General features: G+C 40.3%; 26 protein-coding genes, 1 pseudogene and 1 riboswitch. Of the genes and pseudogenes, 15 read left to right on the top strand and 12 right to left on the bottom strand.

The window, feature by feature from the left end; all coding sequences use genetic code 11:
- Nucleotides 1–21: 21 nt before the first annotated feature.
- From FAY30_RS12875 to FAY30_RS12900, 6 genes are all read right to left on the bottom strand, one after another.
- A complete protein-coding gene (locus FAY30_RS12875) occupies nucleotides 22–1,014 on the bottom strand; it encodes a sensor histidine kinase (RefSeq protein WP_149870255.1) in 993 nt (330 codons plus the stop codon).
- A complete protein-coding gene (locus FAY30_RS12880) occupies nucleotides 1,011–1,673 on the bottom strand; it encodes a response regulator transcription factor (protein WP_317845712.1) in 663 nt (220 codons plus the stop codon). The genes FAY30_RS12875 and FAY30_RS12880 overlap by 4 nt, the downstream gene beginning before the upstream one ends.
- Before the next feature lie 135 nt (nucleotides 1,674–1,808).
- Nucleotides 1,809–3,443, bottom strand: coding sequence for a PhnE/PtxC family ABC transporter permease (locus tag FAY30_RS12885; protein ID WP_149870257.1), 1,635 nt, complete (start codon nucleotides 3,441–3,443; stop codon nucleotides 1,809–1,811).
- Nucleotides 3,440–4,198: a phosphonate ABC transporter ATP-binding protein gene (locus tag FAY30_RS12890; RefSeq protein ID WP_149870258.1), complete on the bottom strand. Its 759-nt coding sequence runs from the start codon at nucleotides 4,196–4,198 to the stop codon at nucleotides 3,440–3,442. The genes FAY30_RS12885 and FAY30_RS12890 overlap by 4 nt, the downstream gene beginning before the upstream one ends.
- Before the next feature lie 15 nt (nucleotides 4,199–4,213).
- The gene (locus FAY30_RS12895) at nucleotides 4,214–5,116 is read right to left on the bottom strand and encodes a putative selenate ABC transporter substrate-binding protein (protein WP_149870259.1); all 903 of its coding nucleotides are present in this window, start codon (nucleotides 5,114–5,116) and stop codon (nucleotides 4,214–4,216) included.
- Nucleotides 5,117–5,317: 201 nt separating this feature from the next.
- A complete protein-coding gene (locus FAY30_RS12900; protein ID WP_149872694.1) occupies nucleotides 5,318–6,871 on the bottom strand; it encodes an ABC-F family ATP-binding cassette domain-containing protein in 1,554 nt (517 codons plus the stop codon).
- A 204-nt stretch (nucleotides 6,872–7,075) separates the two neighbouring features.
- On the opposite strand from FAY30_RS12900, the gene FAY30_RS12905 reads away from it, so the two are divergent.
- Nucleotides 7,076–7,546, top strand: coding sequence for a hypothetical protein (locus FAY30_RS12905; RefSeq protein WP_149870260.1), 471 nt, complete (start codon nucleotides 7,076–7,078; stop codon nucleotides 7,544–7,546).
- A 97-nt stretch (nucleotides 7,547–7,643) separates the two neighbouring features.
- The gene (locus FAY30_RS12910) at nucleotides 7,644–7,820 is read left to right on the top strand and encodes a spore germination protein (RefSeq protein ID WP_149870261.1); all 177 of its coding nucleotides are present in this window, start codon (nucleotides 7,644–7,646) and stop codon (nucleotides 7,818–7,820) included.
- A 22-nt stretch (nucleotides 7,821–7,842) separates the two neighbouring features.
- On the opposite strand, the gene FAY30_RS12915 is transcribed toward FAY30_RS12910, so the two are convergent.
- Together FAY30_RS12915 and FAY30_RS12920 are read right to left on the bottom strand one after the other, a co-directional pair.
- Nucleotides 7,843–9,147 carry a nucleobase:cation symporter-2 family protein gene (locus FAY30_RS12915; RefSeq protein WP_149870262.1) on the bottom strand — a complete coding sequence of 435 codons (1,305 nt, stop codon included), beginning with the start codon at nucleotides 9,145–9,147 and terminating at the stop codon, nucleotides 7,843–7,845.
- Nucleotides 9,147–9,740 (bottom strand): xanthine phosphoribosyltransferase, encoded by a 594-nt coding sequence (locus tag FAY30_RS12920; RefSeq protein ID WP_149870263.1) that lies wholly within the window; start codon nucleotides 9,738–9,740, stop codon nucleotides 9,147–9,149. Before FAY30_RS12920 ends, FAY30_RS12915 begins: the two co-directional genes overlap by 1 nt.
- Nucleotides 9,741–9,861: 121 nt before the next feature.
- Nucleotides 9,862–9,963: riboswitch (purine riboswitch) on the bottom strand.
- Between the two features lie 214 nt (nucleotides 9,964–10,177).
- Between FAY30_RS12920 and FAY30_RS12925 the strand changes: the two genes are divergently transcribed.
- From FAY30_RS12925 to FAY30_RS12935, 3 genes are all read left to right on the top strand, one after another.
- Nucleotides 10,178–11,176, top strand: coding sequence for an NAD(P)H-dependent flavin oxidoreductase (locus FAY30_RS12925; RefSeq protein WP_149870264.1), 999 nt, complete (start codon nucleotides 10,178–10,180; stop codon nucleotides 11,174–11,176).
- Between the two features lie 307 nt (nucleotides 11,177–11,483).
- A complete protein-coding gene (locus tag FAY30_RS12930; protein WP_149870265.1) occupies nucleotides 11,484–12,677 on the top strand; it encodes a glycine C-acetyltransferase in 1,194 nt (397 codons plus the stop codon).
- Between the two features lie 89 nt (nucleotides 12,678–12,766).
- Nucleotides 12,767–13,711: an L-threonine 3-dehydrogenase gene (locus FAY30_RS12935; protein ID WP_149870266.1), complete on the top strand. Its 945-nt coding sequence runs from the start codon at nucleotides 12,767–12,769 to the stop codon at nucleotides 13,709–13,711.
- Nucleotides 13,712–13,764: 53 nt separating this feature from the next.
- On the opposite strand, the gene selD is transcribed toward FAY30_RS12935, so the two are convergent.
- Nucleotides 13,765–14,832, bottom strand: a complete 1,068-nt coding sequence (gene selD / locus FAY30_RS12940; protein ID WP_263315355.1) for a selenide, water dikinase SelD — start codon at nucleotides 14,830–14,832, stop codon at nucleotides 13,765–13,767.
- 180 nt (nucleotides 14,833–15,012) lie between these two features.
- On the opposite strand from selD, the pseudogene FAY30_RS12945 reads away from it, so the two are divergent.
- A pseudogene (locus FAY30_RS12945) lies at nucleotides 15,013–15,198 on the top strand (Rdx family protein); the annotation flags it as partial.
- Nucleotides 15,199–15,234: 36 nt separating this feature from the next.
- On the opposite strand, the gene FAY30_RS12950 reads toward FAY30_RS12945, so the two are convergent.
- On the bottom strand, nucleotides 15,235–15,633 hold the full coding sequence (locus FAY30_RS12950) for an Hsp20/alpha crystallin family protein (RefSeq protein WP_149870269.1): 399 nt from the start codon (nucleotides 15,631–15,633) through the stop codon (nucleotides 15,235–15,237).
- A gap of 103 nt (nucleotides 15,634–15,736) precedes the next feature.
- On the opposite strand from FAY30_RS12950, the gene selA reads away from it, so the two are divergent.
- Complete coding sequence (selA, locus tag FAY30_RS12955) at nucleotides 15,737–17,146, top strand: L-seryl-tRNA(Sec) selenium transferase (protein ID WP_149870270.1); 1,410 nt, start codon at nucleotides 15,737–15,739, stop codon at nucleotides 17,144–17,146.
- A 49-nt stretch (nucleotides 17,147–17,195) separates the two neighbouring features.
- Here selA and FAY30_RS12960 read toward each other — a convergent pair whose 3' ends face one another.
- The gene (locus tag FAY30_RS12960; protein ID WP_149870271.1) at nucleotides 17,196–17,333 is read right to left on the bottom strand and encodes a small acid-soluble spore protein P; all 138 of its coding nucleotides are present in this window, start codon (nucleotides 17,331–17,333) and stop codon (nucleotides 17,196–17,198) included.
- A 113-nt stretch (nucleotides 17,334–17,446) separates the two neighbouring features.
- Between FAY30_RS12960 and FAY30_RS12965 the strand changes: the two genes are divergently transcribed.
- Entirely contained in the window at nucleotides 17,447–17,716 is a 270-nt protein-coding gene (locus FAY30_RS12965) for a hypothetical protein (RefSeq protein ID WP_149870272.1), read from the top strand.
- A gap of 45 nt (nucleotides 17,717–17,761) precedes the next feature.
- Here the strand turns inward: FAY30_RS12965 and sspO are convergent, their stop codons facing one another.
- Nucleotides 17,762–17,914 (bottom strand): small acid-soluble spore protein SspO, encoded by a 153-nt coding sequence (gene sspO / locus FAY30_RS12970; RefSeq protein WP_149870273.1) that lies wholly within the window; start codon nucleotides 17,912–17,914, stop codon nucleotides 17,762–17,764.
- A gap of 334 nt (nucleotides 17,915–18,248) precedes the next feature.
- Between sspO and acnA the strand changes: the two genes are divergently transcribed.
- The 7 genes from acnA to tlp all read left to right on the top strand — a co-directional run bounded on the left by acnA (nucleotide 18,249) and on the right by tlp (nucleotide 23,533).
- A complete protein-coding gene (acnA, locus tag FAY30_RS12975) occupies nucleotides 18,249–20,954 on the top strand; it encodes an aconitate hydratase AcnA (protein ID WP_149870274.1) in 2,706 nt (901 codons plus the stop codon).
- The gene (locus FAY30_RS12980; protein ID WP_149870275.1) at nucleotides 20,935–21,195 is read left to right on the top strand and encodes a hypothetical protein; all 261 of its coding nucleotides are present in this window, start codon (nucleotides 20,935–20,937) and stop codon (nucleotides 21,193–21,195) included. The genes acnA and FAY30_RS12980 overlap by 20 nt, the downstream gene beginning before the upstream one ends.
- Nucleotides 21,196–21,221: 26 nt before the next feature.
- Nucleotides 21,222–22,016 carry a class II aldolase/adducin family protein gene (locus FAY30_RS12985; protein ID WP_149870276.1) on the top strand — a complete coding sequence of 265 codons (795 nt, stop codon included), beginning with the start codon at nucleotides 21,222–21,224 and terminating at the stop codon, nucleotides 22,014–22,016.
- 147 nt (nucleotides 22,017–22,163) lie between these two features.
- Entirely contained in the window at nucleotides 22,164–22,700 is a 537-nt protein-coding gene (locus FAY30_RS12990) for a redoxin domain-containing protein (protein WP_149870277.1), read from the top strand.
- A gap of 136 nt (nucleotides 22,701–22,836) precedes the next feature.
- Nucleotides 22,837–22,968 (top strand): FbpB family small basic protein, encoded by a 132-nt coding sequence (locus tag FAY30_RS12995; protein WP_007087036.1) that lies wholly within the window; start codon nucleotides 22,837–22,839, stop codon nucleotides 22,966–22,968.
- A gap of 67 nt (nucleotides 22,969–23,035) precedes the next feature.
- Nucleotides 23,036–23,182, top strand: a complete 147-nt coding sequence (locus FAY30_RS13000) for an acid-soluble spore protein N (protein ID WP_149870278.1) — start codon at nucleotides 23,036–23,038, stop codon at nucleotides 23,180–23,182.
- A 135-nt stretch (nucleotides 23,183–23,317) separates the two neighbouring features.
- A complete protein-coding gene (gene tlp, locus FAY30_RS13005) occupies nucleotides 23,318–23,533 on the top strand; it encodes a small acid-soluble spore protein Tlp (protein WP_149870279.1) in 216 nt (71 codons plus the stop codon).
- The last annotated feature ends 121 nt before the right edge of the window (nucleotides 23,534–23,654 follow it).

Consider the following 23,654-nt stretch of genomic DNA (forward strand, 5'->3'; position numbering starts at 1 on the left):
CCTCTTTTTGGAGCTTGTTTTTTACATTTGATAAAATGAATGCTCATGTTCTTGAAAGGTTAAAATCGCTTCCGTGTAACTCCCTGCTAGAGAGGTGAGGAAGAGGTCGTGGCCTAATTTCTCAGTCGTCTTCTTCGCAAGGTAAAGCCCCATTCCAGTGGAACGCTTGTGGCTGCGCCCGTTTTTTCCAGTAAATCCTTTTTCAAATACGCGGGGAAGGTCCTCTGCTGGGATCCCAATCCCATTATCACGAAGGATAAGCTGCTTCGTCTCCGGGTGTATTGAGAATGAAATTTCTCCCTGTTCATTCGTATATTTGAGCGAATTGAGCAATAGCTGGCGAATGATATAGGTTAAGGCTTTTTTATCACTTAAAACTGTTACGTTTTTTTTAGGCATATTGACTTTTATCCTTTTAGCAATAAATGTCTTTGACTCAACGATAACGATTTCCTTAATTAGGTTTTCCATTTCAATCTCTTGGATCAGATAATCTTTATTAAAATCATGAAGGCGGGAGAAATAGAGTGCCTGTTCAACATAGCCCTCAATCCGATCCATTTCCTCCTGCAGACTTGGTGATTCGACTTCCGTTTCTAATAATAAGCGACTGACCGCAATCGGTGTTTTTATTTCATGAAACCATTGGGTCATAAACTCAAGCTGTTCCTTCGCAGACTCGTTCCTATCCTGAATTTGCGTCAAATAGTGATCACTGACATTATGCAATGATTGGAGATATATTCGCTGCTCAAATGTTTTCGCATCGGGGTAGGCGCTAAATCCATCTAAAGTTAATTGCTGCCATTTTTCAAGTTGATGTTTTTTATAAAAATAAGAGGCAATGAAATATACTTGAAAAATAATGAGTGAGATTATGACCATATATAGGAGGCTGCCAAGACTAACCTGTAATTTAGGGTCTACACTTATTACGATCGAAATGAATAGCAAGTTGAAATGATAGGTTAATAGAAGCCATTTTTGGTCAGAAAGGTGCTGTTTAAATGTCATGGAATGATGTATCCTTGCCGTTTTTTTGTTTCGATGAAATCCGTGAGCCCCAATTCCTCTAATTTCCTTCTTAGTCTGGCAATGTTAACCGTTAACGTATTATCATCGATAAAATTTTCACTTTCCCACAGTGCCTGCATGATTTCATCCCTGGTCACAATCGTTTCTTTCTTTTTCATAAGTAAAAATAATATTTGATATTCATTTTTGGTTAAATCAAGTTCAAAGTCCAAATAGGTGATACTACCTTTATTCATATTTAGAATTAATCCTTTGTGTTCGATATAATCATGATTCCCTTTTTGGTATGTGTAGGTTCTCCTTAAAATGGCATTAATTTTGGCCGTCAGTACCTCAAGAGAAAATGGTTTTTGGATAAAATCATCTCCTCCCATATTCATTGCCATCACAATGTCCATATTTTCCGTACGTGAAGAAATAAAGATGATCGGAACCTTTGAGAGCTGCCGGAATTTATGACACCAATAAAAGCCATCATAGACTGGCAGATTAATATCTAGCAAAACTAAATCCGGCTTCAATGTTAGGAATTGTTGCTCGAGAGTCTCAAAGTCATTGGCAGCAAAGGGATGAAATTTCCACTTTTTAAGATGCTCATACATGATCTGACTAATTTTTTCATCGTCTTCAATAATCATTACTTTGTACAAATAAATCACCACCAAGTTTCGTATTCTTGTAAAAATTATTATACAGGAAATGTCAGTTTCTTAGGAACGAAATCAAAAAAGAACTATAGCCAGTGTTTCAATATGCCATAGTTCTTTATCTGATTATTTCACTGCTTTTCTGGTACTTTCTGATGCAAAATCGGCAATGATCACCAGAATCATGTAACATAAGAGTAGCAAGGTGATTTGCGTGTAATCGAAAAAGCTCATCGCGAGCTTAAATTCCATTCCCAGACCGCCTGCACCTACAAATCCAACGACAATCGTTGTCCGCATAATGACTTCCCAGCGGTAGAGGATATACGTAAGAAACTTCGGCAATACAGTAGGAAGGATGCCATAGAATAGAGTTTCTATTTTAGAAGCACCCGCTGTAGCTAAATTTCGGATTGGGCGGGAGTCCATATCTTCGATGACCTCGGCCCATAGCTTTCCGAGGATCCCGAAATTGTGAAGGGCAAGGGCTATGGCTCCAGGTAACAGCCCAGGTTTGAAAATAAAAATGATCATCATCGCCCAGACAAGCTCTGGAACTGATCTTGAAAAAATGTAAAAGATCCGCACTACACCATAGAGAATCCAGTTGTACCATTTCTTTGCCCCAGTTAATTGTCCATTGGCGATGCTTCTGGCGGCTGGCACTACTGTTAGGAAGGCAGCAATGGTCGCGAATCCTATTGCCATTATACTCATTTCAAGTGTTTCAAGGGTTAGTTTTAAAGCAGCTGCCCAATTATCCGCGTCAAGAAATGCGGGGTGCTCGCTAGTTAAACCAATGAGCCCGCCAAAAAATCTCTTGGCAGCTTCGAGATTTTTATCTGATAGTAATTCAAAAAATTGTGCATTTTCAGCAAGGTGAATGTATACCCAAGAGCCGATGATCAACAGCCCGGTAAAAGATACTGACCGCCAGCCAGGGCTGAATCCACTGGATTTCTTCCGTTCTGTTAAGGCCCTGCGTACAAAATTACTCCATATATCCACGAAAATAACCAGTCCGATTAGGAAAAAAACAAATGCCCATACCCGGTCATATTTTACATCCTGGAGTGACAGTTGAATTTGGTAGCCCAGTCCGCCAAGTCCAATAAAACTCATAATCGCGGAGGATCGGATTGCACATTCAAACCGGTACATGGTATAGCTGATCATATCCGCCCAAATTAATGGGAGATAACCGTAGATAAGGATTTGCCATTTCGATGCCCCTGCTGATTTTAATGCTTTAATCGGCTCTTCGGATACATCGTTAAGCATATCCGCAAAAATTCGGCCAAGTATGCCGCCGTATGGAATGGCCAGCGCAAAAATAGCGGCAAAAGGGGAAAGTCCAATAGCCGCTACAAAAAGCCATGCCCAAATCAGTTCATGAATCGCGCGGGTAAATCCTAGTATTCCTCTAAAAAACACCTTCGAAATGATTCGGGTCATTTTATTGGAAGTTAACACACCTGATGCGAGGATCCCAACGATGAAGGCATAGATAACGGCAAGCGACATTCCAACAACAGCATAGGCGAGAGTAATCCACGCTGATTCGAATCCAAGCTTTAAAACCTCTGGAGACAAATCCGGTTGAACGAGACCATCTACTATTTGTAAAAGTGTGGGGATACCGCCGGAATGAACTAAATCGGCATTCCATTTGATAGAAAAGAGACTCCAGATAAATACAGCGCCCAACAGGAGTGTAAGGATGAAACGATTATGCAAGCGGACGAATGAGACTACTTTCATACCTTCACACCGCTTTTAAGCTGATAGAGCTCTGCCAATAGCTCATCTGTTACCTGCTCTGTCGGCAAATCAAAGAATATTTCCCCATTTTTCATCGAGATGATTCTGGTAAAATACTTTTTTGCATATTCAACGGAATGCAAGCTTGTGATTAATGTCTGCTTTTCTTCAGTTACGATTTTTGTTAACATCGCCAAAATATCGTCGGCTCGCGCTGGATCAAGAGAGGCAACCGGTTCATCAGCCAAAATGATTTCAGGCTTTTGCACCATCAATCTAGCCATGGCCACACGCTGCTGCTCACCGCCGGATAGGTTCGATGTGATCTCGTATGCCTTGCCATGAAGACCGACCCGCTCCAATGCCTGGATCGCCAATTCTTTTTCCTGAGGAACAAGCAATGAAAAGAGTGATTTGAACGTTCCCCATTCCGCCAGTTTTCCGGCAAGGACATTGTGAATGACGGCAAGTGGTCCAATTAAATCGAATTGCTGGCGGATGACACCCACTTTTTTCGCGAAAATTTTTCCTTTTTTAAAAGCGGAAAGGGGCTGGCCATCTAGTAATAGTTCACCGCTAGAAAGGGGCACTAGCCCGGCAATGGAATTAAGCAGCGTCGTTTTTCCGGCACCGCTTGGTCCAATCAAAGCCACTAATTCCCCTTGTTTTATAACAAAAGAAAGGGAAGATAGGGCTATCTTCCGCTCAAAGTGTTTGATTAAATTTTTTGCTTCAATCATGTTTTTTGAAGACATCTATGTCTACACCTTCTACTTAATAATCTTTAATTCTTTTGCCACTTGTTCAATCTTTTTGTAATTATCATTGTTTGTTTCAACAAAACTGTCCGTTTGGAATAAGTCTGCAATGTCTTTTTGCTCGCCAGTGATGGAAAGAAGGGCTTCTTTTACCTTTTCCTTGGAGCCTTTACCAAATACGTCATCCACATTGCTGTTAATTGTCCAGTTATAATCAAAATAAGAGGGAGTCGTGTAAAATACTTTCACTTTCGATGTATCCACTTTTCCTTCCTTAACAGCCGATTCCCAAACGGCTTCGTTCAATGCGCCTGCTTTGAAGGCACCAGATTCAACTAGTTTATAGGTTGCATCATGGGAACCAGAGTAATTCGGTTTGCCGTCAAAGTCTTGATCCGGGTTTATACCAGCTTCCGATAGAAAATAACGCGGCATTAAATGGCCGGAAGTAGAGCTTTCACTACCAAACGTAAACGATTTGCCTTTAATATCTTCAAGCTTTGTGAAGTTTTCTGAGGCCTGTGTAATAAAGACGGAATGGAACTCAGCATCACGTGGCCGCTGGACAATTGATTCAGCATCTGGGACAAGGTTTCTCGCCTGTACACTTGTTAAGCCGCCGAACCAGGCCATGTGAATTTCTCCACGCTGGAAACCTGTAACTAGTGCTGCATAGTCAACGGAAGGAACAAATTCCACCTTTAATCCCGTCTGGTCGCTTAGATATTTGGCAACAGCCGTCATTCCTTTATCAAGATCTGCAGCATTCTGGTCAGGAATTGCTCCGATTTTAAACACTTCGTTAGTGGTTGTTTCTTTTTTTCCTTCACTTGCTTTTTCATCCTTTTGGCTGCCACATGCAGTTAAGGAGAAGACAAGAATAGCTAATAATAAAACAGAAAGCCATTTCTTCATTAATATAGCACCTCTTAGATTTAATTAATATATCATGCGTTTACCATTATAGAGAAAGAATTTTATCGAATAAATTCATAAAATCTATTTAAACTATCGATATCAATCGATTATTTAAATAGGAAAATATCGGTATTCATAGTCTATACCCTGTATTAATAAGGAAAACCCCTGCTGGGAGGCAGGGGTTTAAAAGAGTGCTTATACAGTTAGATGTGACCATTCTTCGACATTCCAAACCTTCGTTACCCAATCCTCATAAAAGTCTGGTTCATGGCAGACTAAAACGACAGTACCTTTATATTCTTTAAGGGCACGCTTTAACTCTGCCTTTGCATCAATATCCAAGTGATTGGTCGGCTCATCGAATAATATCCAATTGCTTTCATTCATCATCAGCTTACAAAGGCGGACCTTTGCTTGCTCACCACCGCTCAACTGGTTCATTGGACGGGAGATGTGTTCATTTTTCAACCCGCAGCGGGCAAGAGCCGCACGGACTTGGTGCTGATCCATCGAAGGGAAGGCATTCCAAACATCATCAATCGGTGTCAATGCGCCTGCTTTTACCTCTTGTTCAAAATAAGAAGGGAAGAGGAAATCGCCGCGTTCAACTTTTCCGTTTAATGGGTCGATTTTACCTAGCATTGTTTTAAGCAGGGTAGATTTACCAACACCATTACAGCCTATAATGGCAACTTTTTCGCCGCGCTCAAGTGTCACATTCATCTTCGGGAGGAGCGGCTGTTCGTAGCCGATTTCCAAATCCTTTGCTTCAAAAACATATCGGCTGCTGCTGCGTGACTCTTTGAAACCAAACGTTGGCTTTACCGCCGTTTCCGGCCGGTCAATCCTTTCAAGACGGTCAAGCTGCTTTTGACGACTCTTGGCACGGCCAGTTGTCGAATATCGTGCTTTGTTTTTTGCAATGAAATCTTCTTGTTTTTTAATGAATTCCATTTGTTTTTCATAGGCGTTAATATGCTGATTCTTATTAATTTCCGCTAATTCCAGGAATTTCTCATAGCTGGCTGTGTAGCGGGTCAGCTTTGAAAATTCTAATTGAAAAATGACATTGGATACTGGATTCATAAATTCCGTATCATGGGAGATGAGAATAAACGCATATGGATAATCTTTTAAATAAGAAGTTAACCAGCGAATATGTTCCACATCTAAATAGTTGGTCGGCTCATCGAGTAATAGAACCTTTGGCTGTTCCAAAAGCAACTTTGCCAGAAGGACCTTTGTCCGCTGACCTCCGCTGAGTGCCGCAACATCACGGTCTAATCCGATGGCATCTAATCCTAACCCGCGGGCTGCTTCTTCGATTTTGATATCAAGTGAATAGAAGCCGCCGGCATCCAGAGCATCTTGAATTTCACCCATTTTTTCTAAAAGAACTTCAAGTTCTTCAGGAGAAGCGTCAGCCATTTGCGCTGTTACTTCATTTAATTCCTTTTCTTTTTCAAAAAGCGGGAGAAAGGCATCGCGGAGTACATCGCGCATGGTCCTTCCCGGAGTCAATACAGTATGCTGATCCAAGTAGCCGTAGTGAACGCCCGGTGTCCATTCTACACGACCGCTGTCATGAATTAATTGGCCTGTAATAATATTCATTAAAGTGGATTTACCAACGCCGTTTGCACCGACAAGTCCAACATGGTCTTCAGCTAATAATCGAAAGGAAACGTCTTTAAATAAAGTACGGTCCCCGAAAGTATGTGATAAATTTTCAACATTTAACAGGCTCATTTTTTCGTTATCCTCGCTTTGTTTCAGACTCAATACATTATTCCATCATACTAAATTTTAGAAGATTCGACTAGATTTTTGACATGGAAAACACTATAAATTTATTGGAAATATAAGTTTTGCTGTAAAGTACTTTTCTAATTTCTATTAATGAATAGTGTGCCTAGCTTTTTGGGTATCGTATTAATAAAAAGGAATTCAACTATGGTCGGACTTATAATTGCCATCTTCATTTTTAATTTCATAGCCTTTACAAAAAATAAAACACTGACAGTCAATCAAATCATTCATATCTGGACCTTTACGATTGCATTCCAAGTTAATTTCGACGCATTCATCGAGTTTAAATACCATGGTTATTGGTATTTTTCCAAAGAGATCGAATGGAAAGGGCTGATTCCACATTTATTCCTAGTTCCACCAGCTAATATGATCTTTCTAAATTGGTATCCGTTTAAATCTGCGATCAAGAGACAAATTTTATATATCATTGGATTTGTTATAATTATTTTAATTTATGAAATGATTACTTTATTGCCTCCACCTTGGGGTTATTTCCATTATGGCTGGTGGAGAATCTGGCACGCTGCAATCATTAACCCATTTCTATTATTGATTGTGTTACGGTATTATAAGTGGATTTGTAAAGTTGAACAAAAAAGTGTTTGTAAATAAGCTGGAAGATATTGAAATAGTCTATTTTTTGAAGAAATGGAGACAAGCTGCAGGACCTGTACATACAATAAAAGAGAAGGGAAGGAGTGTGAAGTGATTGACTGTTAATCGCGATGGTGTTAGGATTGGGACCGTTTCCGGCGGTATTGTTAACTTTGGGGGAGCCGAAATTATTGCTCCGATATCCATTACCAAAACAACCAGAGGAGCAGGTGAGGATAATACAGGTACAGTGACAAGTATATTAGACTTAATCAGCCGGAGCATAAAATAACCCCGGCTGATTTTTTTAACTATTAGGATACCTTTAAACTTTGAGTCGTTTGACTTTTCTTCATTGGTTTTGCGACATTGAAGACAATGTTTAGAAAAATGGCCGTGAAACTGCCTGCTACAATCCCGCTATTTGTCAGGATTTTGATACTTTCCGGAAGCTGTGCAAATAAATCCGGAACGGTGGTAACACCTAATCCGACTCCCACAGAACATGCGATGATTAAAAGGTTTTCTTGGGATGAAAAATCGACTTTACTGAGCATTTTAATTCCGGAAGCAATGACCATTCCAAACATAGCGACCATGGCACCGCCAAGAACAGCAGTAGGAATCACGGTTGTTAAAGCAGCGATTTTTGGAACTAATCCTAAGAATATCAAGATTCCAGCCGCTGTATATATAACCTTTTTATCTTTGACACCAGAAAATTGGACAAGCCCTACATTTTGCGAGTAGGTGGTATATGGGAATGAATTAAAAAATGCCCCAATGACGCTAGCCAGACCTTCTGAACGATATCCTTTTACCAAATCATTTTCCGTAAGCTTTTTGCCTGTAATATCACTTAAAGCAAAGTAGACACCTGTTGATTCTACGAGACTCACGATCGCCACAAGCGTCATCGTAATAATCGGAGCCAATTCGAATGATGGTACGGCAAAATGTAACGGGGTGACCAGATGGAACCAAGAAGCTTCGCCAACAGCGGTAAAATCTACCTTTCCCATTAAAAATGCTGCGATTGTGCCGCCAATTAACCCAAGTAAGATGGAAATGGCACGAATGAATCCTTTTGAAAATCGATAAAGGATAATTATGAACAATAATGTACCAAACGCAAGGGCAATATTGGAAATCGATCCAAAGTCAGGGCTGCCTTGACCGCCAGCTACATTATTCATGGCAACTGGAATAAGGGTAGTACCAATTATCGTTACGACAGAACCTGTCACAACCGGTGGAAAGAAACGAATGAACTTTCCAAAAAAGGTTGCAATCAACATCACAATTATTCCAGAGACTAGAATCGAACCATAAATAGCGGAAAGACCATATTGCCCGCCTATAGCAATGATTGGTCCTACAGCGGTAAACGTACAGCCAAGCACAATGGGAAGGCCAATCCCAAAATAACGATTTTGCCAAACCTGAAGCAATGTGGCGATGCCGCTTGTGAGTATATCTAACGAAACTAAATAGGCTAATTGTTTACTAGAGAGACCCAATGCACCGCCAATGATGAGAGGGACGATCACAGCCCCTGCATACATAGCTAATACATGTTGAATCCCTAATGAGGCTGTTTTCATTGGTTGTCCTTTCATCAGACCAATTCCTCCACTTTTTCATTTATAAATGTTGCTTTTCCATTTTTGAGTGAGGCAATTCTTGCCAGTGATTCCACTCTAAATCCTTGTTCTTTAAGCTTTTGCGCCCCTTCTTGAAATGACTTTTCAATCACAATCCCAATCCCGATCACCTCGGCACCGCTTTGCTGCACTATTTCTATTAACCCAAGGGCAGCTTGTCCATTAGCTAGGAAATCATCAATGATAAGAACACGATCATTTTCATTTACATACTTTTTAGAGATGGAGATCTCATTCGTTTCATTCTTAGTAAATGAGTGAACACTAGCAGTCAATAAATCATCATTTAGTGTTAAGGATTTTCTTTTTCGCGCAAAAACCACGGGAACATTCAAATAATATCCGGCCATTACAGCAGGAGCAATCCCTGAAGATTCAATCGTTACTATTTTCGTTATCTCTTCATTAGCAAACCGTTCTGCAAACTCTTTTCCAATTTCCAGCATTAATGCAGGATCAATTTGATGGTTTAAAAACGAATCTACCTTTAACACTTGTTCTGATAGGACCTTTCCGTCCTTTTTAATTCTATCCTCTAATAACTTCATGGTTTACCCCCTAAGTGTAAATAAAAAAGCCCAAAGGTCATGGCTCACATCAAAAACTGAGTGAGGCAATGACCTTTGGGCTTGATCTCCAAAGGAAAGAAAGATACACACATAAAAAGTGTAACTCTCATTACCCACCCATAGTCAGATTATTTACGGTAATCCGGTAGAAACTTGCAGGCCATATCCCTGCGATTATATGAGCGAAACCTTATAAATTTATGTTCACATTATATCACGGCCAAAGTGAATTTCAACCCTTTTTTACAAGTAACCGAACAATAGACTTAAAAAGAATGCAATTGTTCGCCTTTTAAAAAAAGCGTTTCCATCCCGTAAATAATCATTAAAATCAAAGATTGAATACCTATTCATTTTCATGTACTATTAAAATAAGTAATTTTATTCAGAAAATTCTAAATCAAGAGGTGGATACGATGAAAAAATCAATACCTGAAGATTGGTGGTATCAGTTGAGGTTACCTGTTATTGCAGCTCCAATGTTTTTAGTGTCAGGCACCGAGCTTGTTAAAAATTGCTGTTTAAATGGCGTGATTGGTTCATTCCCGGCTCCAAATGCAAGACCGATTGAGGTTCTGGATCAATGGATGGGCCAATTGAATCAAGAACTTGAAAAGGCACGCGAAAACGACCCTCACCGTAAAATTGCACCATGGGCCATGAATATGGTAGTACATAGCTCCTATAGCCGTCTGCAAGATGAACTGGCTTTAATCAAGAAACACAAACCTCAGTTAGTCATTACTTCATTGGGAAGTCCCAAACACGTTGTCGACATTGTCCATGAATATGGAGGTTTCGTTTTCTCGGATGTCAGCGATCTGAAATTTGCTAAAAAGGCGGCAGAGGCAGGAGTCGATGGTCTCATTTTAGTAGCAAGTGGTGCCGGGGGACATGCTGGGCAAATAAATAGTTTTGCTTTTGTTGATATGGTCCGGACATTCTGGGATGGAATTATTGTCCTGGCAGGTTCAATTTCAACTGGCAAGAGCATATTAGCAGCACAAGCTGCGGGAGCAGATCTTGCTTACATGGGAACAAGATTTATTGTCGCGACTGAAAGTATGGCTAATCAGGATTATCGTGAAATGCTTGTCGAGGCAACCCAGGATGATATCATTTTAACAGATGCGTTTTCCGGAATAAACGCAAACATGCTGAAACCTAGTATTAAAAAAGCGGGTCTTGACCCTGATCAATTGATGAAGAAAGAAAATGTTAACTTTGACGATATGCAAAAGGAAACAAATGCAAAGGCGTGGAGGGATATCTGGTCCGCTGGCCATGGTGTAGGTGCCATTGATCGAATTGAATCAACGGCCGATATCATTAACCGATTGGAAGCAGAGTATGAAGAGGCACTCCAATCCATTATTAATAATGCAGGGAAATTAAGCACCATTCAGATTAATTAAAGCACGGGATACGAAAAAGGGACCAAATCGGTTCCTTTTTTTTGTAATATCAGTATTTATAAGTTTCGACTTTGAGAAATGTCCAGCTCCAGCTCCCCAACTCTTTCTTAATTATTTTTACTTTTCCATTTATCGGGTAAACTAAGTAAGAATAAAAATTTTGTCCGCTACTAGTGAACAAATACAAAATAATATGATAAAGTATAGTATAGAAATCCATACATACTACCGATTCATCGGTATTGTAGTGTCCTCTCCAGACGGACATCTGTATTTTTAAAATTTATTAGACTAAGGGGGAATGAAAGTGTCCAGTAACACTTTAGAGCAATTTTTAAATGAGAATCTTGAAGATTTAAAAGGAAAAGGTTTATACAATGTCATTGACCCGTTAGAAAGTCCAAATGGACCGGTCATTACGATTAATGGCAAAGAACTAATCAATCTTTCTTCAAATAACTATTTAGGTTTGGCAACAGACGACCGTCTCAAAAAAGCCGCTGCTGATGCGCTTGAAAAATATGGTGTGGGTGCAGGTGCAGTTCGTACCATTAACGGTACGCTTAAGCTGCATGTTGAATTGGAAGAAAAATTAGCTGAATTTAAACATACAGAAGCAGCGATTGCTTATCAATCTGGTTTCAATTGCAATATGGCGGCCATTTCCGCTGTCATGGATAAAAATGATGCGATTTTATCCGATGAATTAAACCATGCCTCTATTATCGATGGCTGCAGACTTTCTAAAGCAAAAATTATCCGTGTTAATCACTCCGATATGGAGGACCTGCGTGCGAAAGCAAAAGAAGCAAAGGAATCCGGTCTTTACAATAAGATTATGGTTATTACGGACGGCGTATTTTCGATGGATGGGGATATTGCTTTATTACCTGAAATCGTCAAAATTGCGGAGGAATTTGATCTCATTACGTATGTTGACGATGCTCATGGCTCCGGTGTCCTTGGTGATGGAGCTGGTACGGTAAAACATTTCGGATTGTCAGATAAAATCGATTTCCAAATCGGTACTTTATCAAAAGCAATTGGTGTAGTTGGCGGCTATGTTGCCGGCAAGAAGAACCTGATTGACTGGTTAAAGGTCCGCAGTCGTCCATTCCTATTCTCGACTTCCTTAACACCGGCAGATGTAGCTGCTAGTAAAAAATCCATTGAACTGTTAATGGAAAGTACGGAGCTTAACAAAAAGCTATGGGAAAATGGCAACTATTTGAAAAAGGGCTTAAAAGAATTAGGATTTAATATTGGCGCAAGTGAAACGCCTATTACACCATGTATTATTGGCGATGAAGGGCTTACGCAGCAATTTAGTAAGCGTCTCAATGAGGAAGGGGTATATGCCAAGTCCATCGTGTTCCCGACCGTTCCAAAGGGAACCGGACGTGTACGCAATATGCCGACTGCCGCACACACAAAAGAAATGCTTGACCAAGCGATCGCGATTTATGAAAAGGTCGGGAAAGAAATGGGCATCATTTCATAGGTTTATCCAAGACACTCTAGACCACATAGTAACGTATTTATGTGTAAACAGGATTATACAGCTTAAGTAAAGAGGACGGAGAAACAACGATGAAACGTATTTTAATCACAGGTGCATTAGGTCAAATCGGATCAGAACTAACCTTAAAGCTGCGCGAGGTTTATGGCGCAGATAACGTCATTGCCACAGATATCAAGAAAAATGACAGTGAGGCGGCACAAAGTGGTCCCTTTGAAACAGTGGATGTCACCGATTTAAATAAAATGGTTGAGACAGCAAAAAAGTATAAGGTTGATACGGTCATGCATTTAGCTGCGCTTCTTTCGGCAACGGCGGAAGCAAAGCCTGTATTTGCTTGGAATTTAAACATGGGCGGGCTGATGAACGCCCTTGAAACAGCGAGAGAGATGAAAGCCCAATTTTTCACTCCTAGCTCAATCGGAGCATTTGGTCCATCCACACCGAAGGATCATACTCCCCAGGATACGATTATGCGTCCCACTACCATGTATGGTGTAAATAAGGTAGCAGGGGAGCTGCTTGCAGATTACTATTATCAAAAATTCGGTGTCGATACACGTGGGTTGCGTTTCCCTGGCTTAATTTCTTATGTTGCACTGCCTGGTGGCGGGACCACTGATTATGCCGTTGAAATCTATTATGAAGCTGTTAAAAACGGCAAATTTACTTCTTATATTGATAAGGGGACGTACATGGATATGATGTACATGCCGGATGCCCTAAAAGCGATTATTGATTTAATGGAAGCGGATGCCTCCAAGTTGATTCATCGCAATTCATTTAATGTGACTGCCATGAGCTTTGATCCTGAAGAAATTGCTGCATCCATATCTAAATATGTTCCAGGGTTCGAGATTTCCTACCATGTGGACCCGGTTCGTCAATGTATTGCTGATAGCTGGCCAAATTCAATTGATGCTTCGGCTGCCAAAGAGGAATGGGGCTTTAAAGCAGAATATGATTTAGACAGAATGACGAAGGAAATGATTGAAAAGCTGCGTCAAAAATTATAAAGTGGAAACCGTTTATTGGCAAAAAAACAGCGAGGCTTATGAAAGCCTCGCTTTTATCGTGTCACATAAATAAGTTTCTCATGTTTCTCTGTCACCCTGCCAATAATGGCAGCGTCGAATAAACCATTTGCTTTAAGCCGATCAACATACACAGCAGCCTCGTCCTCACTAATAGACACGAGAAGACCTCCCGAGGTAATGGCATCGCAAAGCACAAGCTGTTCTTCAGGAAGAATTCCTTCATAAACAACATCCTCACTTAACCATTTATGATTCGACTTGGACCCACCTGGGATAACGCCATCTCTAGCTAATTCCAGCGCTCCTTCAAGAACAGGTACGCGACTTAGAGAAATCTCAAAACTTACATGACTGCCGCGTGCCATTTCACTCCCGTGTCCAAGTAAACCAAAACCAGTAACATCCGTAACGGAATGCGGCTGATAATTCATTAGCTCTACAGCAGCCGTTTTATTCAGCATCGCCATGGTTTCGGTCACCAATTGTTCCTGTTCAGGAGTCACGGCAGATCTTTTTATCCCGGTAGTCAGGATGCCAACACCAATTGGTTTAGTTAACACCAGAACATCACCTGGCTTTGCGCCAACATTTTTCCATACTTTATCAGGGTGCACGATGCCTGTAACCGATAAACCAAACTTTGGTTCTTGGTCATCAATCGAATGGCCGCCTACGGTTATCGCACCCGCTTCCTTCACTTTATCAGCGGCACCGCGAAGGATTTCAGAAAGCATTTCTGCACCGAGCTTTTTAATCGGGTAGCCGACAATATTTAATACCGTTTTCGGTTCTCCGCCCATCGCATAGACATCACTCAATGCGTTAGCAGCAGTAATTTGACCAAACATATATGGGTCATCCACGATTGGGGTAAAGTAATCGACCGTTTGGATTAAGGCGATCGAGTCGGTTAAGCGATATACTCCGGCATCATCAGATGTATCAAGTCCCACTAATAATTCAGGAACAGGTTCTTGTTTTGGTAATAAGCGCAAAACTTGCGCCAGGTCCTCTGGACCAATTTTGCAGCCTCAGCCAGCTTTTGTTGAGAAAGAAGTCAGGCGAATTTTTTCTTGTTCACTCAATATGTCCACCTCCATTAAATAGTATAACTGTTTTATTATAAATCCGCACACCTCGTGCTGAACAATTGCGGAACAGGAGGGGATGGGATAAAATGTGGTTACATATTGGCTGAAAAAAAGCCTTGTTTTAGGGGGATAGGAATGAAACAGTACCAAGTAATTATCGAATTTTGTATGCAATGAAACTACGCACCAAAAGCCGCGAGGTTCGCGGAAAAATTGTTTACCCATTTTAATCGAACAATTCAAAGGGTAGAGCTTATTCCCAGTTCAGGCGGTGCTTTCGAGATAACAGTCAATGGGGAAAAGATTTATTCAAAGCTTGATACTGGTATTTTTCCTGATGCAGAAGAAATGATCGAGATCATTGAGACAAAATAGAAACGACCCTCATAGCATTTATGAGGGTTTTATCATTTAAGGCAGTGTGATAAATCTGTTTTTTCCCAATCCATTTTCTGTTTTTGAAATAAATACCTCTAATATACCCTTCGTGTAAACAGCGGTTACTTCTTGTTTTGTGACGTAAAAAGGAAATTCAATTGAACGACTTTTACTGAGTTGGGTTACAGAAGGGGGGTACTTGCAGGCAGAGATCAGTAATTTTTTTTCTTCGATATAAACCTTTATTTCCGATGCTTCGAATTCGCTTAAAATCGCCTCAACAATCCATTCTTTTTCCGTTTCATAAAGATCAATTTGGAATTGAGTTTGATCATAATACGATGTAAGCGGGTCCAGAAAAAAATTCTCGAGCCACTTTTCCACTAATTCAAAATCAAAGGTCTGATTTTGAATCTGCTTCTTTTTCTTCATATCTGACCCCCCTTGCTCGTTTCATTTTATTCAGAGTGAGGTAAAACGTGAAATCCATATGCTATAATGGGTCTAAAGAAGGGTAAGTGAAGGAGTTTTTATCGTGAAAGAATGGTTACGTTCAATTCCAGCTATCCATGAGCTTCAAAATGATGGTGAATTTATACAACTTTTAAAGGAGAGTCAGCTAGATCATTCACAGTTAACGAAACAATTAAAAAATATTCTTGATCAAATCAGGTTTTCAATTCTTAATGAGACATGGCATGGTGCCATTCCGGGAACGAATCAATTCATAGATGATTTGTTTTCCAGCGTGAAAACGAATGTAGAAAAACAGTTTTCCTATACAATTGAAAAAATGATCAATGCAACAGGAACCATATTACATACGAATCTGGGCAGGGCAAGATTAAGTGATAACGCGATCCGCCATGTTATTGAAACGGCAGGCAATTACTCAAATCTTGAATATAATCTTAATGAAGGGGTGCGCGGCTCGCGTCATAGCCATGTAGAGGCACTGATAAAAGAAATTACAGGTGCTGAAGCCGCGATGGTCGTTAATAACAATGCTTCTGCCGTCTATCTTGTTTTACGGGCACTGGCAAACAATAAAGAGGTGGTCGTTTCCAGGGGACAACTTGTTGAAATCGGCGGATCCTTCCGTATTTCTTCCATCATGGAGGAAAGTGGAGCCAAATTAAAAGAGGTGGGTACAACCAACAAAACACATCTGTATGATTACGAGAATGCAGTATGCGCTGAAACGGCGATTATCATGAAGGTACATACGAGCAACTTTATGGTCATTGGCTTTACAAAATCGGTGGAAACAGAAGAATTGATAGAGTTAACAAAAAAATTAGATGATGTCATTTTTTATGAAGACCTTGGCAGCGGGGCACTCTATGATTTCCGAAAGCATGGAATTGGTGATGAACCGGTCGTAAAAGAGGTCATCGAATGGGGAGCAGACGTGGTCACCTTTAGTGGAGACAAGCTCCTGGGGGGACCACAGGCAGGGATTATTGCCGGAAGGAAAGAAATTATCGACCGATTAAAAAAACATCAGTTAGCACGAGTGGTCCGGGTGGATAAAATGACACTAGCTGCACTCGAAGGGACATTAATCGATTATGCGCGCAGCGAAACTGCGATGAGAACTATTCCAACCATTCGCGATTTGTTAGTTACTCTCAATGAATTAGACGAAAGAACAAAGAGTTTTGTTACAAAACTGTTACAAAGAACAAGCAGCTTTCAAGCTAAAATTTTTCAAGATACAAGCCAAGTGGGCGGTGGAACGATGCCAGACGTGCAGCTCCCAACAATGGTCATTGCCTTAACACATGAGTCCCTTTCTGCAGAGCAGCTCGCTCGAAAACTGCGAACAGAATCGAAACCAGCGGTCATTGCACGGATCCAAAAAGATGAATTTCTCCTTGATCTTAGAACAGTCACACCGGAGGAAGAAGAAATCTTGCTTGACGCGTTAATAAGCGTTTGTTAAGGATAGCCATTCAGCTCCAACCCCTTTTTAGGGGTTGGAGCTTTTTATTTTACATATCATGACTTGAATTATGCTTTTGGCGTGTATGGTTGCGATTCTTTACCTTTTTTGAACCGCTTAATGGTTCTGGCTGTCCGGATTGTTTTGGTGCATTCTTCCGCATATCTTTTCCATCATTTTTGTTCATTTTTATCCCTCCTCATCATTTAGGATGCAATCAATAAATCTTTTTATGCCGAATATTTTTTTCTGTACTGTGCAATTTAATGGGTAAACAAATTGAAGGAGTGAGATGAAACCATGCAAAAATATCCTTATAATAAGGACAAACAACAGGCTTTTCAAGCAGCACAACAAGGATATGAGGAAGCACAAGGACTTTTTGAGACAATTGTGAGTGATAGTGCCAGTTACGGGCATCAACTAAAGCATTTAAAGAACGAAGTAAATGAAGCCTATCAACAAATAGAAAGTGCACTTGAGGTCGCATCTGAGCATCAAAGAGCTCAGTTAGAACAATTCCAACAGGACTTACAAAATATAGTTTCCGAAGTTAATCAGACCGAATAATCAAGCAGAAAAAGAGGGTCCCATCCCAAGGGGACCCCGTATTCTTTACTGGTTTTTCTTCCGCTTTTTATTGTTCATTCTCTCTTTTACTGTTTTTTCCGGTTCACTCGCAAATTCCTCGTTAAAACCCGCTCCTTTTCCTTGACCCTTGGCAGCATTCATTCCCGGGATGACATGATTAGACTTTCGTTTTACCATTTCCTTCACCTCCTGCTATATGATTACTATTTCCTTTAATCATTTAAAAATGACAACAAAAAAGTTTTTTGAGATAATAATAAAGAGAAGAAGTATTTTCCCATTTCCAAATTTATTCTAATCTTCATGCGAGTTATCAAAATATTGCGAACAAATTACATAAAAAGCATAAGAAAAACTTATCAAACACAATAACTTTCTTGTTATTTACTTATGCAAAAGGTTGTATTAAGATTAGAATTGTGAGAAAAGTGAACCAGGATGGGAAAATTCAAACTTTTCAACTTTTCGTTAATTTTATTGTTTTATAACGAATGAAGGGGGTTTTTTACAAATGGTAAAAAACGATGTATTTAATGCACGCGCTTCCTTTGAAGCCAACGGTAAACGCTACCACTACTACCGTTTGAATGCACTTGAAGAGGCAGGTATTGGCAAGGTTTCTAAATTGCCGTATTCCGTAAAAGTCTTACTTGAATCCGTACTACGCCAATATGATGGCCGCGTCATCGCAAAAGAGCATGTTGAAAACTTAGCAAAATGGGGAACAAATGAGCTGAAAGAAGTGGATGTTCCATTTAAACCGGCTCGTGTTATCCTCCAGGACTTTACAGGTGTTCCAGCAGTCGTTGACCTTGCTTCATTACGAAAAGCAATGGCTGACCTTGGCGGTGACCCTGACAAAATCAATCCGGAGAAAACGGTTGATCTTGTTATCGACCACTCCGTACAAGTTGACGCTTATGGATCTGCAGATGCTTTACGAATCAACATGGATTATGAATTCGAACGTAATGCAGAACGTTACCAGTTCTTAAGCTGGGCGCAAAAATCATTCAACAACTATCGTGCTGTACCTCCTGCAACAGGGATTGTTCACCAAGTAAACCTTGAGTATTTGGCAGATGTTGTTCATGTTGCTGAAACAGACGGAGAATTGGAAGCATATCCGGACACATTGGTTGGAACAGACTCCCACACTACCATGATTAACGGCCTTGGCGTTCTTGGATGGGGCGTTGGCGGTATTGAAGCAGAAGCAGGAATGCTTGGACAGCCTTCTTATTTCCCTGTGCCAGAAGTTGTCGGCGTTAAATTAATCGGTGAGCTTCCAAACGGAGCAACTGCAACAGACCTTGCTCTAAAAGTTACTCAAGTTCTTCGTAAACATGGTGTAGTTGGTAAATTCGTAGAATATTTCGGACCTGGTGTATCTTCACTACCACTTGCAGATCGTGCAACGATTGCTAACATGGCTCCTGAATATGGTGCAACTTGCGGATTCTTCCCAATTGATGATGAGTCACTTGCCTATATGCGTTTAACAGGACGTGAAGAAGAGCAAGTCAAAGTAGTAGAAGAGTATTGCAAAGCTAACGGACTATTCTTCGATCCATCATTTGAGCCAGTATATACTGATGTCATCGAAATCGATCTTTCTGAAATTGAAGCAAATCTTTCTGGTCCTAAACGCCCACAGGATTTGATTCCACTTTCAAAAATGAAACAAGAATTCGTCAAAGCTGTTTCTGCACCACAAGGAAACCAAGGCTTCGGCTTACAAGGTGCTGAGCTTGATAAATCAGCAACCGTGAAATTCAACAATGGTGACGAAACAGAAATCAAAACAGGGGCAGTAGCAATCGCATCTATCACAAGCTGTACTAACACATCTAACCCATATGTATTAGTAGGTGCAGGTTTGGTTGCGAAAAAAGCGGTTGAACTTGGAATGGAAGTTCCTAAGTTTGTGAAAACCTCTTTAGCACCAGGATCTAAAGTTGTTACTGGATACCTTCGTGATTCCGGCTTGCTTCCATACCTAGAGCAAATCGGCTTCAACTTAGTTGGTTACGGTTGTACAACATGTATCGGTAACTCTGGTCCATTAAAAGAAGAAATTGAAAAAACCATTGCTGAAAACGACCTATTAGTGACATCTGTTCTTTCAGGTAACCGTAACTTTGAAGGTCGTATTCACCCGCTTGTCAAAGCAAACTACCTTGCTTCACCGCCGCTGGTTGTTACTTATGCACTTGCTGGTACTGTGAACATTGATTTTGCTACTGAAGCAATCGGTAAAGATAAAGACGGCAACGATGTCTTCTTCAAAGATATCTGGCCATCTACTGCAGAGGTAAATGATGTCGTGAAACGCACCGTTACTCCTGAGCTATTCCGTAAAGAATACGAGAATGTGTTTGGCGACAACGAGCGCTGGAACGAAATCAAAACGAGCAATGAGCCCTTATACACTTGGGATGAGGATTCAACATATATTGCTAACCCGCCTTTCTTCGAAGGGTTATCACCAGAACCAGGTACTGTTGAACCATTAACAGGACTTCGTGTGGTTGGTAAGTTTGGTGACTCTGTGACAACTGACCATATCTCACCTGCAGGGGCTATTGGTAAAAATACTCCAGCCGGTAAATACTTGCTTGAAAAAGGCGTGCAGCCACGTGACTTCAACTCTTACGGTTCTCGCCGTGGTAATCACGAAGTTATGATGCGCGGAACATTTGCAAATATTCGTATCCGTAACCAAATCGCACCAGGTACAGAAGGCGGCTTCACAACTTACTGGCCAACTGGCGAAGTTACTTCGATCTACGATGCTTGCATGAAATATAAAGAAAACGGCACTGGCTTGATCGTTCTTGCTGGTAAAGATTACGGAATGGGTTCATCGCGTGACTGGGCAGCGAAAGGTACAAACCTTCTTGGCATTAAAACAGTTCTTGCTGAAAGCTTTGAACGTATTCACCGTTCAAACCTTGTGTTAATGGGTGTGCTTCCACTTCAATTTAAAGAAGGCGAAAATGCTGAATCACTTGGTTTAACTGGTAAAGAAACAATTGATGTTGAAGTGGACGAAAACGTAAAACCACGTGACCTTCTAAAAGTTACGGCTACTGACGAAGCTGGTAACAAGAAGGAATTCGAAGTTCTAGTTCGTTTTGACTCTGAAGTTGAAATTGATTACTACCGTCACGGCGGAATCCTGCAAATGGTTCTTCGTGAAAAATTACAAGCGTAATGATTTGAAACACCATGCCAATGTCGGCATGGTGTTTTTTTATATAGCAAACAATTTGAAGAATAGGATAAATCCGTTCTTTTTTCCGGTATTGGGCAATCAAGCTATAATGCGGTTGGAAATGAGGCCGGAGGAGTATGTAATTAAAGATGCGAAAAAAGCTCAAGATACAGAAGCAGACTTATTAATTATTGAAAACAAAATTGCCGCAATATCGGAAAATGGCAAAAAAACTCTTTAAATGAACAAACGGAAAGCAGGTTAATTATGATCTCAGAAATAAAGTATAAAAAACAAATTTGTGAAATAGGAAAAAGGATTTATGAACAAGGCTTTATTGCTGCGAATAACGGCAACATGTCCATAAGGATTAGCGATAATGAATTTCTGATCACGCCAACAGGCGTCAGTAAGGGCTTCTTGACACCTGAGATGATTGTAAAGGTAGACAGACAAGGAAATGTTCTTGATGGTGAGTACCTGCCTACCTCTGAAATGAAAATGCATCTGCTTGTCTATCAAGAACGACCCGACATACATGCCATTGTCCATGTTCATCCGCCATATGCAACAGCGTTTGCAATTGCGGGTATTCCATTGGATCAAGCAATCATGCCGGAATCAGTCATCTATCTTGGAACGATTCCTATTGCGGAATACAGAACACCTTCAAGCGAAGAGGTGCCAAATGCCGTCAAGCAACATGTTCACGACCATCAAGGAGTGCTCTTAGAAAACCATGGTGCGTTAATCTGGGGTAAGGATTTAGAACACGCCTATTATATTATGGAATCCTTAGAGTTTACGGCAAAAATTAATTGGATCGCAAAACAGTTGAACGGTGACCGGGAACTTTCGAAAAAACATGTTCAAACACTTGTGGAGATGAAATCGAAAGTGGGGATCAAAGGGATGACACCACAGGGGGTCGAAACACCGGATGGCCACCATGCGAAGAAGATCACACCCATCCGAGAACAAAGCTTATCTGAGCAAGAATTGAATATCATTATTGAACGAGTTTCAGAAAAGATTATAAATGAATTGAAAAAGCATCTTTAAAAAGGAAACGAACATACATTCGCATTATCATTTTTATAAAAAGAATTACGGAAATTGTCACAGTTTTGGCATAGACAAGTTTTGTTTGTAAAGGGTTTATAGTGTAAAATCAGTGTAGCAGGATGAAGTAAAAGGAGGTTTTCGGGGATGATTAAGAAAGTAATTGCTGCCGTTGTATTGGTTACTCTACTCACGGTAGCGATTGTACAGGCGATGGATAAAAAGACAGAAGGTCCCGAAACATCAAACCCGGTATCAGCAAATAAAGAGGGCCTCTCCATTGGCGCGAAGGCTCCTGATTTTGAATTAAAAACGTTGACGGGAGAAACGGTAAAGCTTTCGGATTTAAAAGGGAAAAAGGTGATGTTAAACTTTTGGGCAACCTGGTGTGGTCCATGTAAAGCAGAAATGCCCGAAATGGAGCAGTTCTCCAAAGAAATTGGTGATGATACTGTTATATTGGCCGTAAACATTGATCCACAGTTAGATGTTCAAAGTTTTGTCGACGAATATAAAATCACATTTCCAATCCTTCTTGATTCAGAAGACAAAGTAAACGGCATCTATCAGATCATGTCCATCCCTACAACTTATTTTATTGACAGCAAAGGGTTGATTAAAAATAAATATGTCGGCACGATGAGCCTTGACATTATGAAAGACTTTACAAAAAAATTAAACTAAGCTGGTGACATTGGTTCATACCAATGTCTATTTTTTTCAAAAATTAAATACGATATAATTTTCAAAAAGTTGTAATAATTGCAACCGTTTCCGGGCATAATAACTGTTACAATAGGTAATAAGGAAGGTGATACTAATGAGAAAGCCAAGAAAACGTTCTTTTGCGGAATTAGTTTCCGAAAATAAATCACAACTTTTAAAAGATCGCGCTGCCATGGAAAAAATTGAACAGCGCCTAGAAGAAAAACGTCTCGGTAAAGCAGAGTAACCGCAAAAGTTTTCCAATCATCGTTTTCTCTCCTTTGGGCAAAATGTACATAAGGAGGGATTATGACATGAGTAATGAATCTGGTTATAAAACAAAGCGATTTAAACCCGATCATATTGGAACACAGCCACGAGGTTTCGGCGGAAACAAGGGCAAGAAGATGCAGGATAAATCTGGACAGCAAGTTCAGGTAATGCAAACAAAAGGTGAATAATCATGGATTAAGACCCAATTGGCTATGCCAGCGGGTCTTTTTTGTCTTTTTCTTCCCATTAATTTTTGTGATATTTTTCTCCCGCTGATACAAACTATATGTGTACAAAGTACAATTTTGAGGAGGAATTTGATCATGGCCTTTACAAACCAGCCGAAACCTGACGATCGCAGTGATAATGCCGAAAAGCTTCAATCAATGATTGCTGATACGGAAGAAAATATCCAAAAAGCAGAAGAATCAATGCAATTTACGGATAGTGCCGAGCAGCGTCAGCAAATTGAAGCGAAGAATCAGCGAAGACGCGAAAGTATTGAATCCTTCCAAGCTGAACTCCAGGATGAGACTTAATGAAACAAGCGTTGAAACGAAAAGGGCCGAAATGGCCTTTTTTTTCTGCTTGTCATTTCATTTCATTTCATAGGTGTGATTATGATAAGATATAGAAGAATTTTCGAAAAAGAAGTGATGA

Source organism: Bacillus sp. S3, from assembly GCF_005154805.1.
GTDB lineage: Bacteria > Bacillota > Bacilli > Bacillales > Cytobacillaceae > Neobacillus.

What these genes read in the sequence shown, in the direction of transcription:
- FAY30_RS12875 (WP_149870255.1), bottom strand. Translation starts at nt 1,014, where the DNA reads ATGACATTTAAACAGCACCTTTCTGACCAAAAATGGCTTCTATTAACC.
- FAY30_RS12880 (WP_317845712.1), bottom strand. Translation starts at nt 1,673, where the DNA reads ATGATTATTGAAGACGATGAAAAAATTAGTCAGATCATGTATGAGCAT.
- FAY30_RS12885 (WP_149870257.1), bottom strand. Translation starts at nt 3,443, where the DNA reads ATGAAAGTAGTCTCATTCGTCCGCTTGCATAATCGTTTCATCCTTACA.
- FAY30_RS12890 (WP_149870258.1), bottom strand. Translation starts at nt 4,198, where the DNA reads ATGTCTTCAAAAAACATGATTGAAGCAAAAAATTTAATCAAACACTTT.
- FAY30_RS12895 (WP_149870259.1), bottom strand. Translation starts at nt 5,116, where the DNA reads ATGAAGAAATGGCTTTCTGTTTTATTATTAGCTATTCTTGTCTTCTCC.
- FAY30_RS12900 (WP_149872694.1), bottom strand. Translation starts at nt 6,871, where the DNA reads ATGAGCCTGTTAAATGTTGAAAATTTATCACATACTTTCGGGGACCGT.
- FAY30_RS12905 (WP_149870260.1), top strand. Translation starts at nt 7,076, where the DNA reads ATGGTCGGACTTATAATTGCCATCTTCATTTTTAATTTCATAGCCTTT.
- FAY30_RS12915 (WP_149870262.1), bottom strand. Translation starts at nt 9,147, where the DNA reads ATGAAAGGACAACCAATGAAAACAGCCTCATTAGGGATTCAACATGTA.
- FAY30_RS12920 (WP_149870263.1), bottom strand. Translation starts at nt 9,740, where the DNA reads ATGAAGTTATTAGAGGATAGAATTAAAAAGGACGGAAAGGTCCTATCA.
- FAY30_RS12925 (WP_149870264.1), top strand. Translation starts at nt 10,178, where the DNA reads ATGAAAAAATCAATACCTGAAGATTGGTGGTATCAGTTGAGGTTACCT.
- FAY30_RS12935 (WP_149870266.1), top strand. Translation starts at nt 12,767, where the DNA reads ATGAAACGTATTTTAATCACAGGTGCATTAGGTCAAATCGGATCAGAA.
- FAY30_RS12950 (WP_149870269.1), bottom strand. Translation starts at nt 15,633, where the DNA reads ATGAAGAAAAAGAAGCAGATTCAAAATCAGACCTTTGATTTTGAATTA.
- FAY30_RS12960 (WP_149870271.1), bottom strand. Translation starts at nt 17,333, where the DNA reads ATGAACAAAAATGATGGAAAAGATATGCGGAAGAATGCACCAAAACAA.
- FAY30_RS12965 (WP_149870272.1), top strand. Translation starts at nt 17,447, where the DNA reads ATGCAAAAATATCCTTATAATAAGGACAAACAACAGGCTTTTCAAGCA.
- sspO (WP_149870273.1), bottom strand. Translation starts at nt 17,914, where the DNA reads ATGGTAAAACGAAAGTCTAATCATGTCATCCCGGGAATGAATGCTGCC.
- acnA (WP_149870274.1), top strand. Translation starts at nt 18,249, where the DNA reads ATGGTAAAAAACGATGTATTTAATGCACGCGCTTCCTTTGAAGCCAAC.
- FAY30_RS12985 (WP_149870276.1), top strand. Translation starts at nt 21,222, where the DNA reads ATGATCTCAGAAATAAAGTATAAAAAACAAATTTGTGAAATAGGAAAA.
- FAY30_RS12990 (WP_149870277.1), top strand. Translation starts at nt 22,164, where the DNA reads ATGATTAAGAAAGTAATTGCTGCCGTTGTATTGGTTACTCTACTCACG.
- FAY30_RS12995 (WP_007087036.1), top strand. Translation starts at nt 22,837, where the DNA reads ATGAGAAAGCCAAGAAAACGTTCTTTTGCGGAATTAGTTTCCGAAAAT.
- FAY30_RS13000 (WP_149870278.1), top strand. Translation starts at nt 23,036, where the DNA reads ATGAGTAATGAATCTGGTTATAAAACAAAGCGATTTAAACCCGATCAT.
- tlp (WP_149870279.1), top strand. Translation starts at nt 23,318, where the DNA reads ATGGCCTTTACAAACCAGCCGAAACCTGACGATCGCAGTGATAATGCC.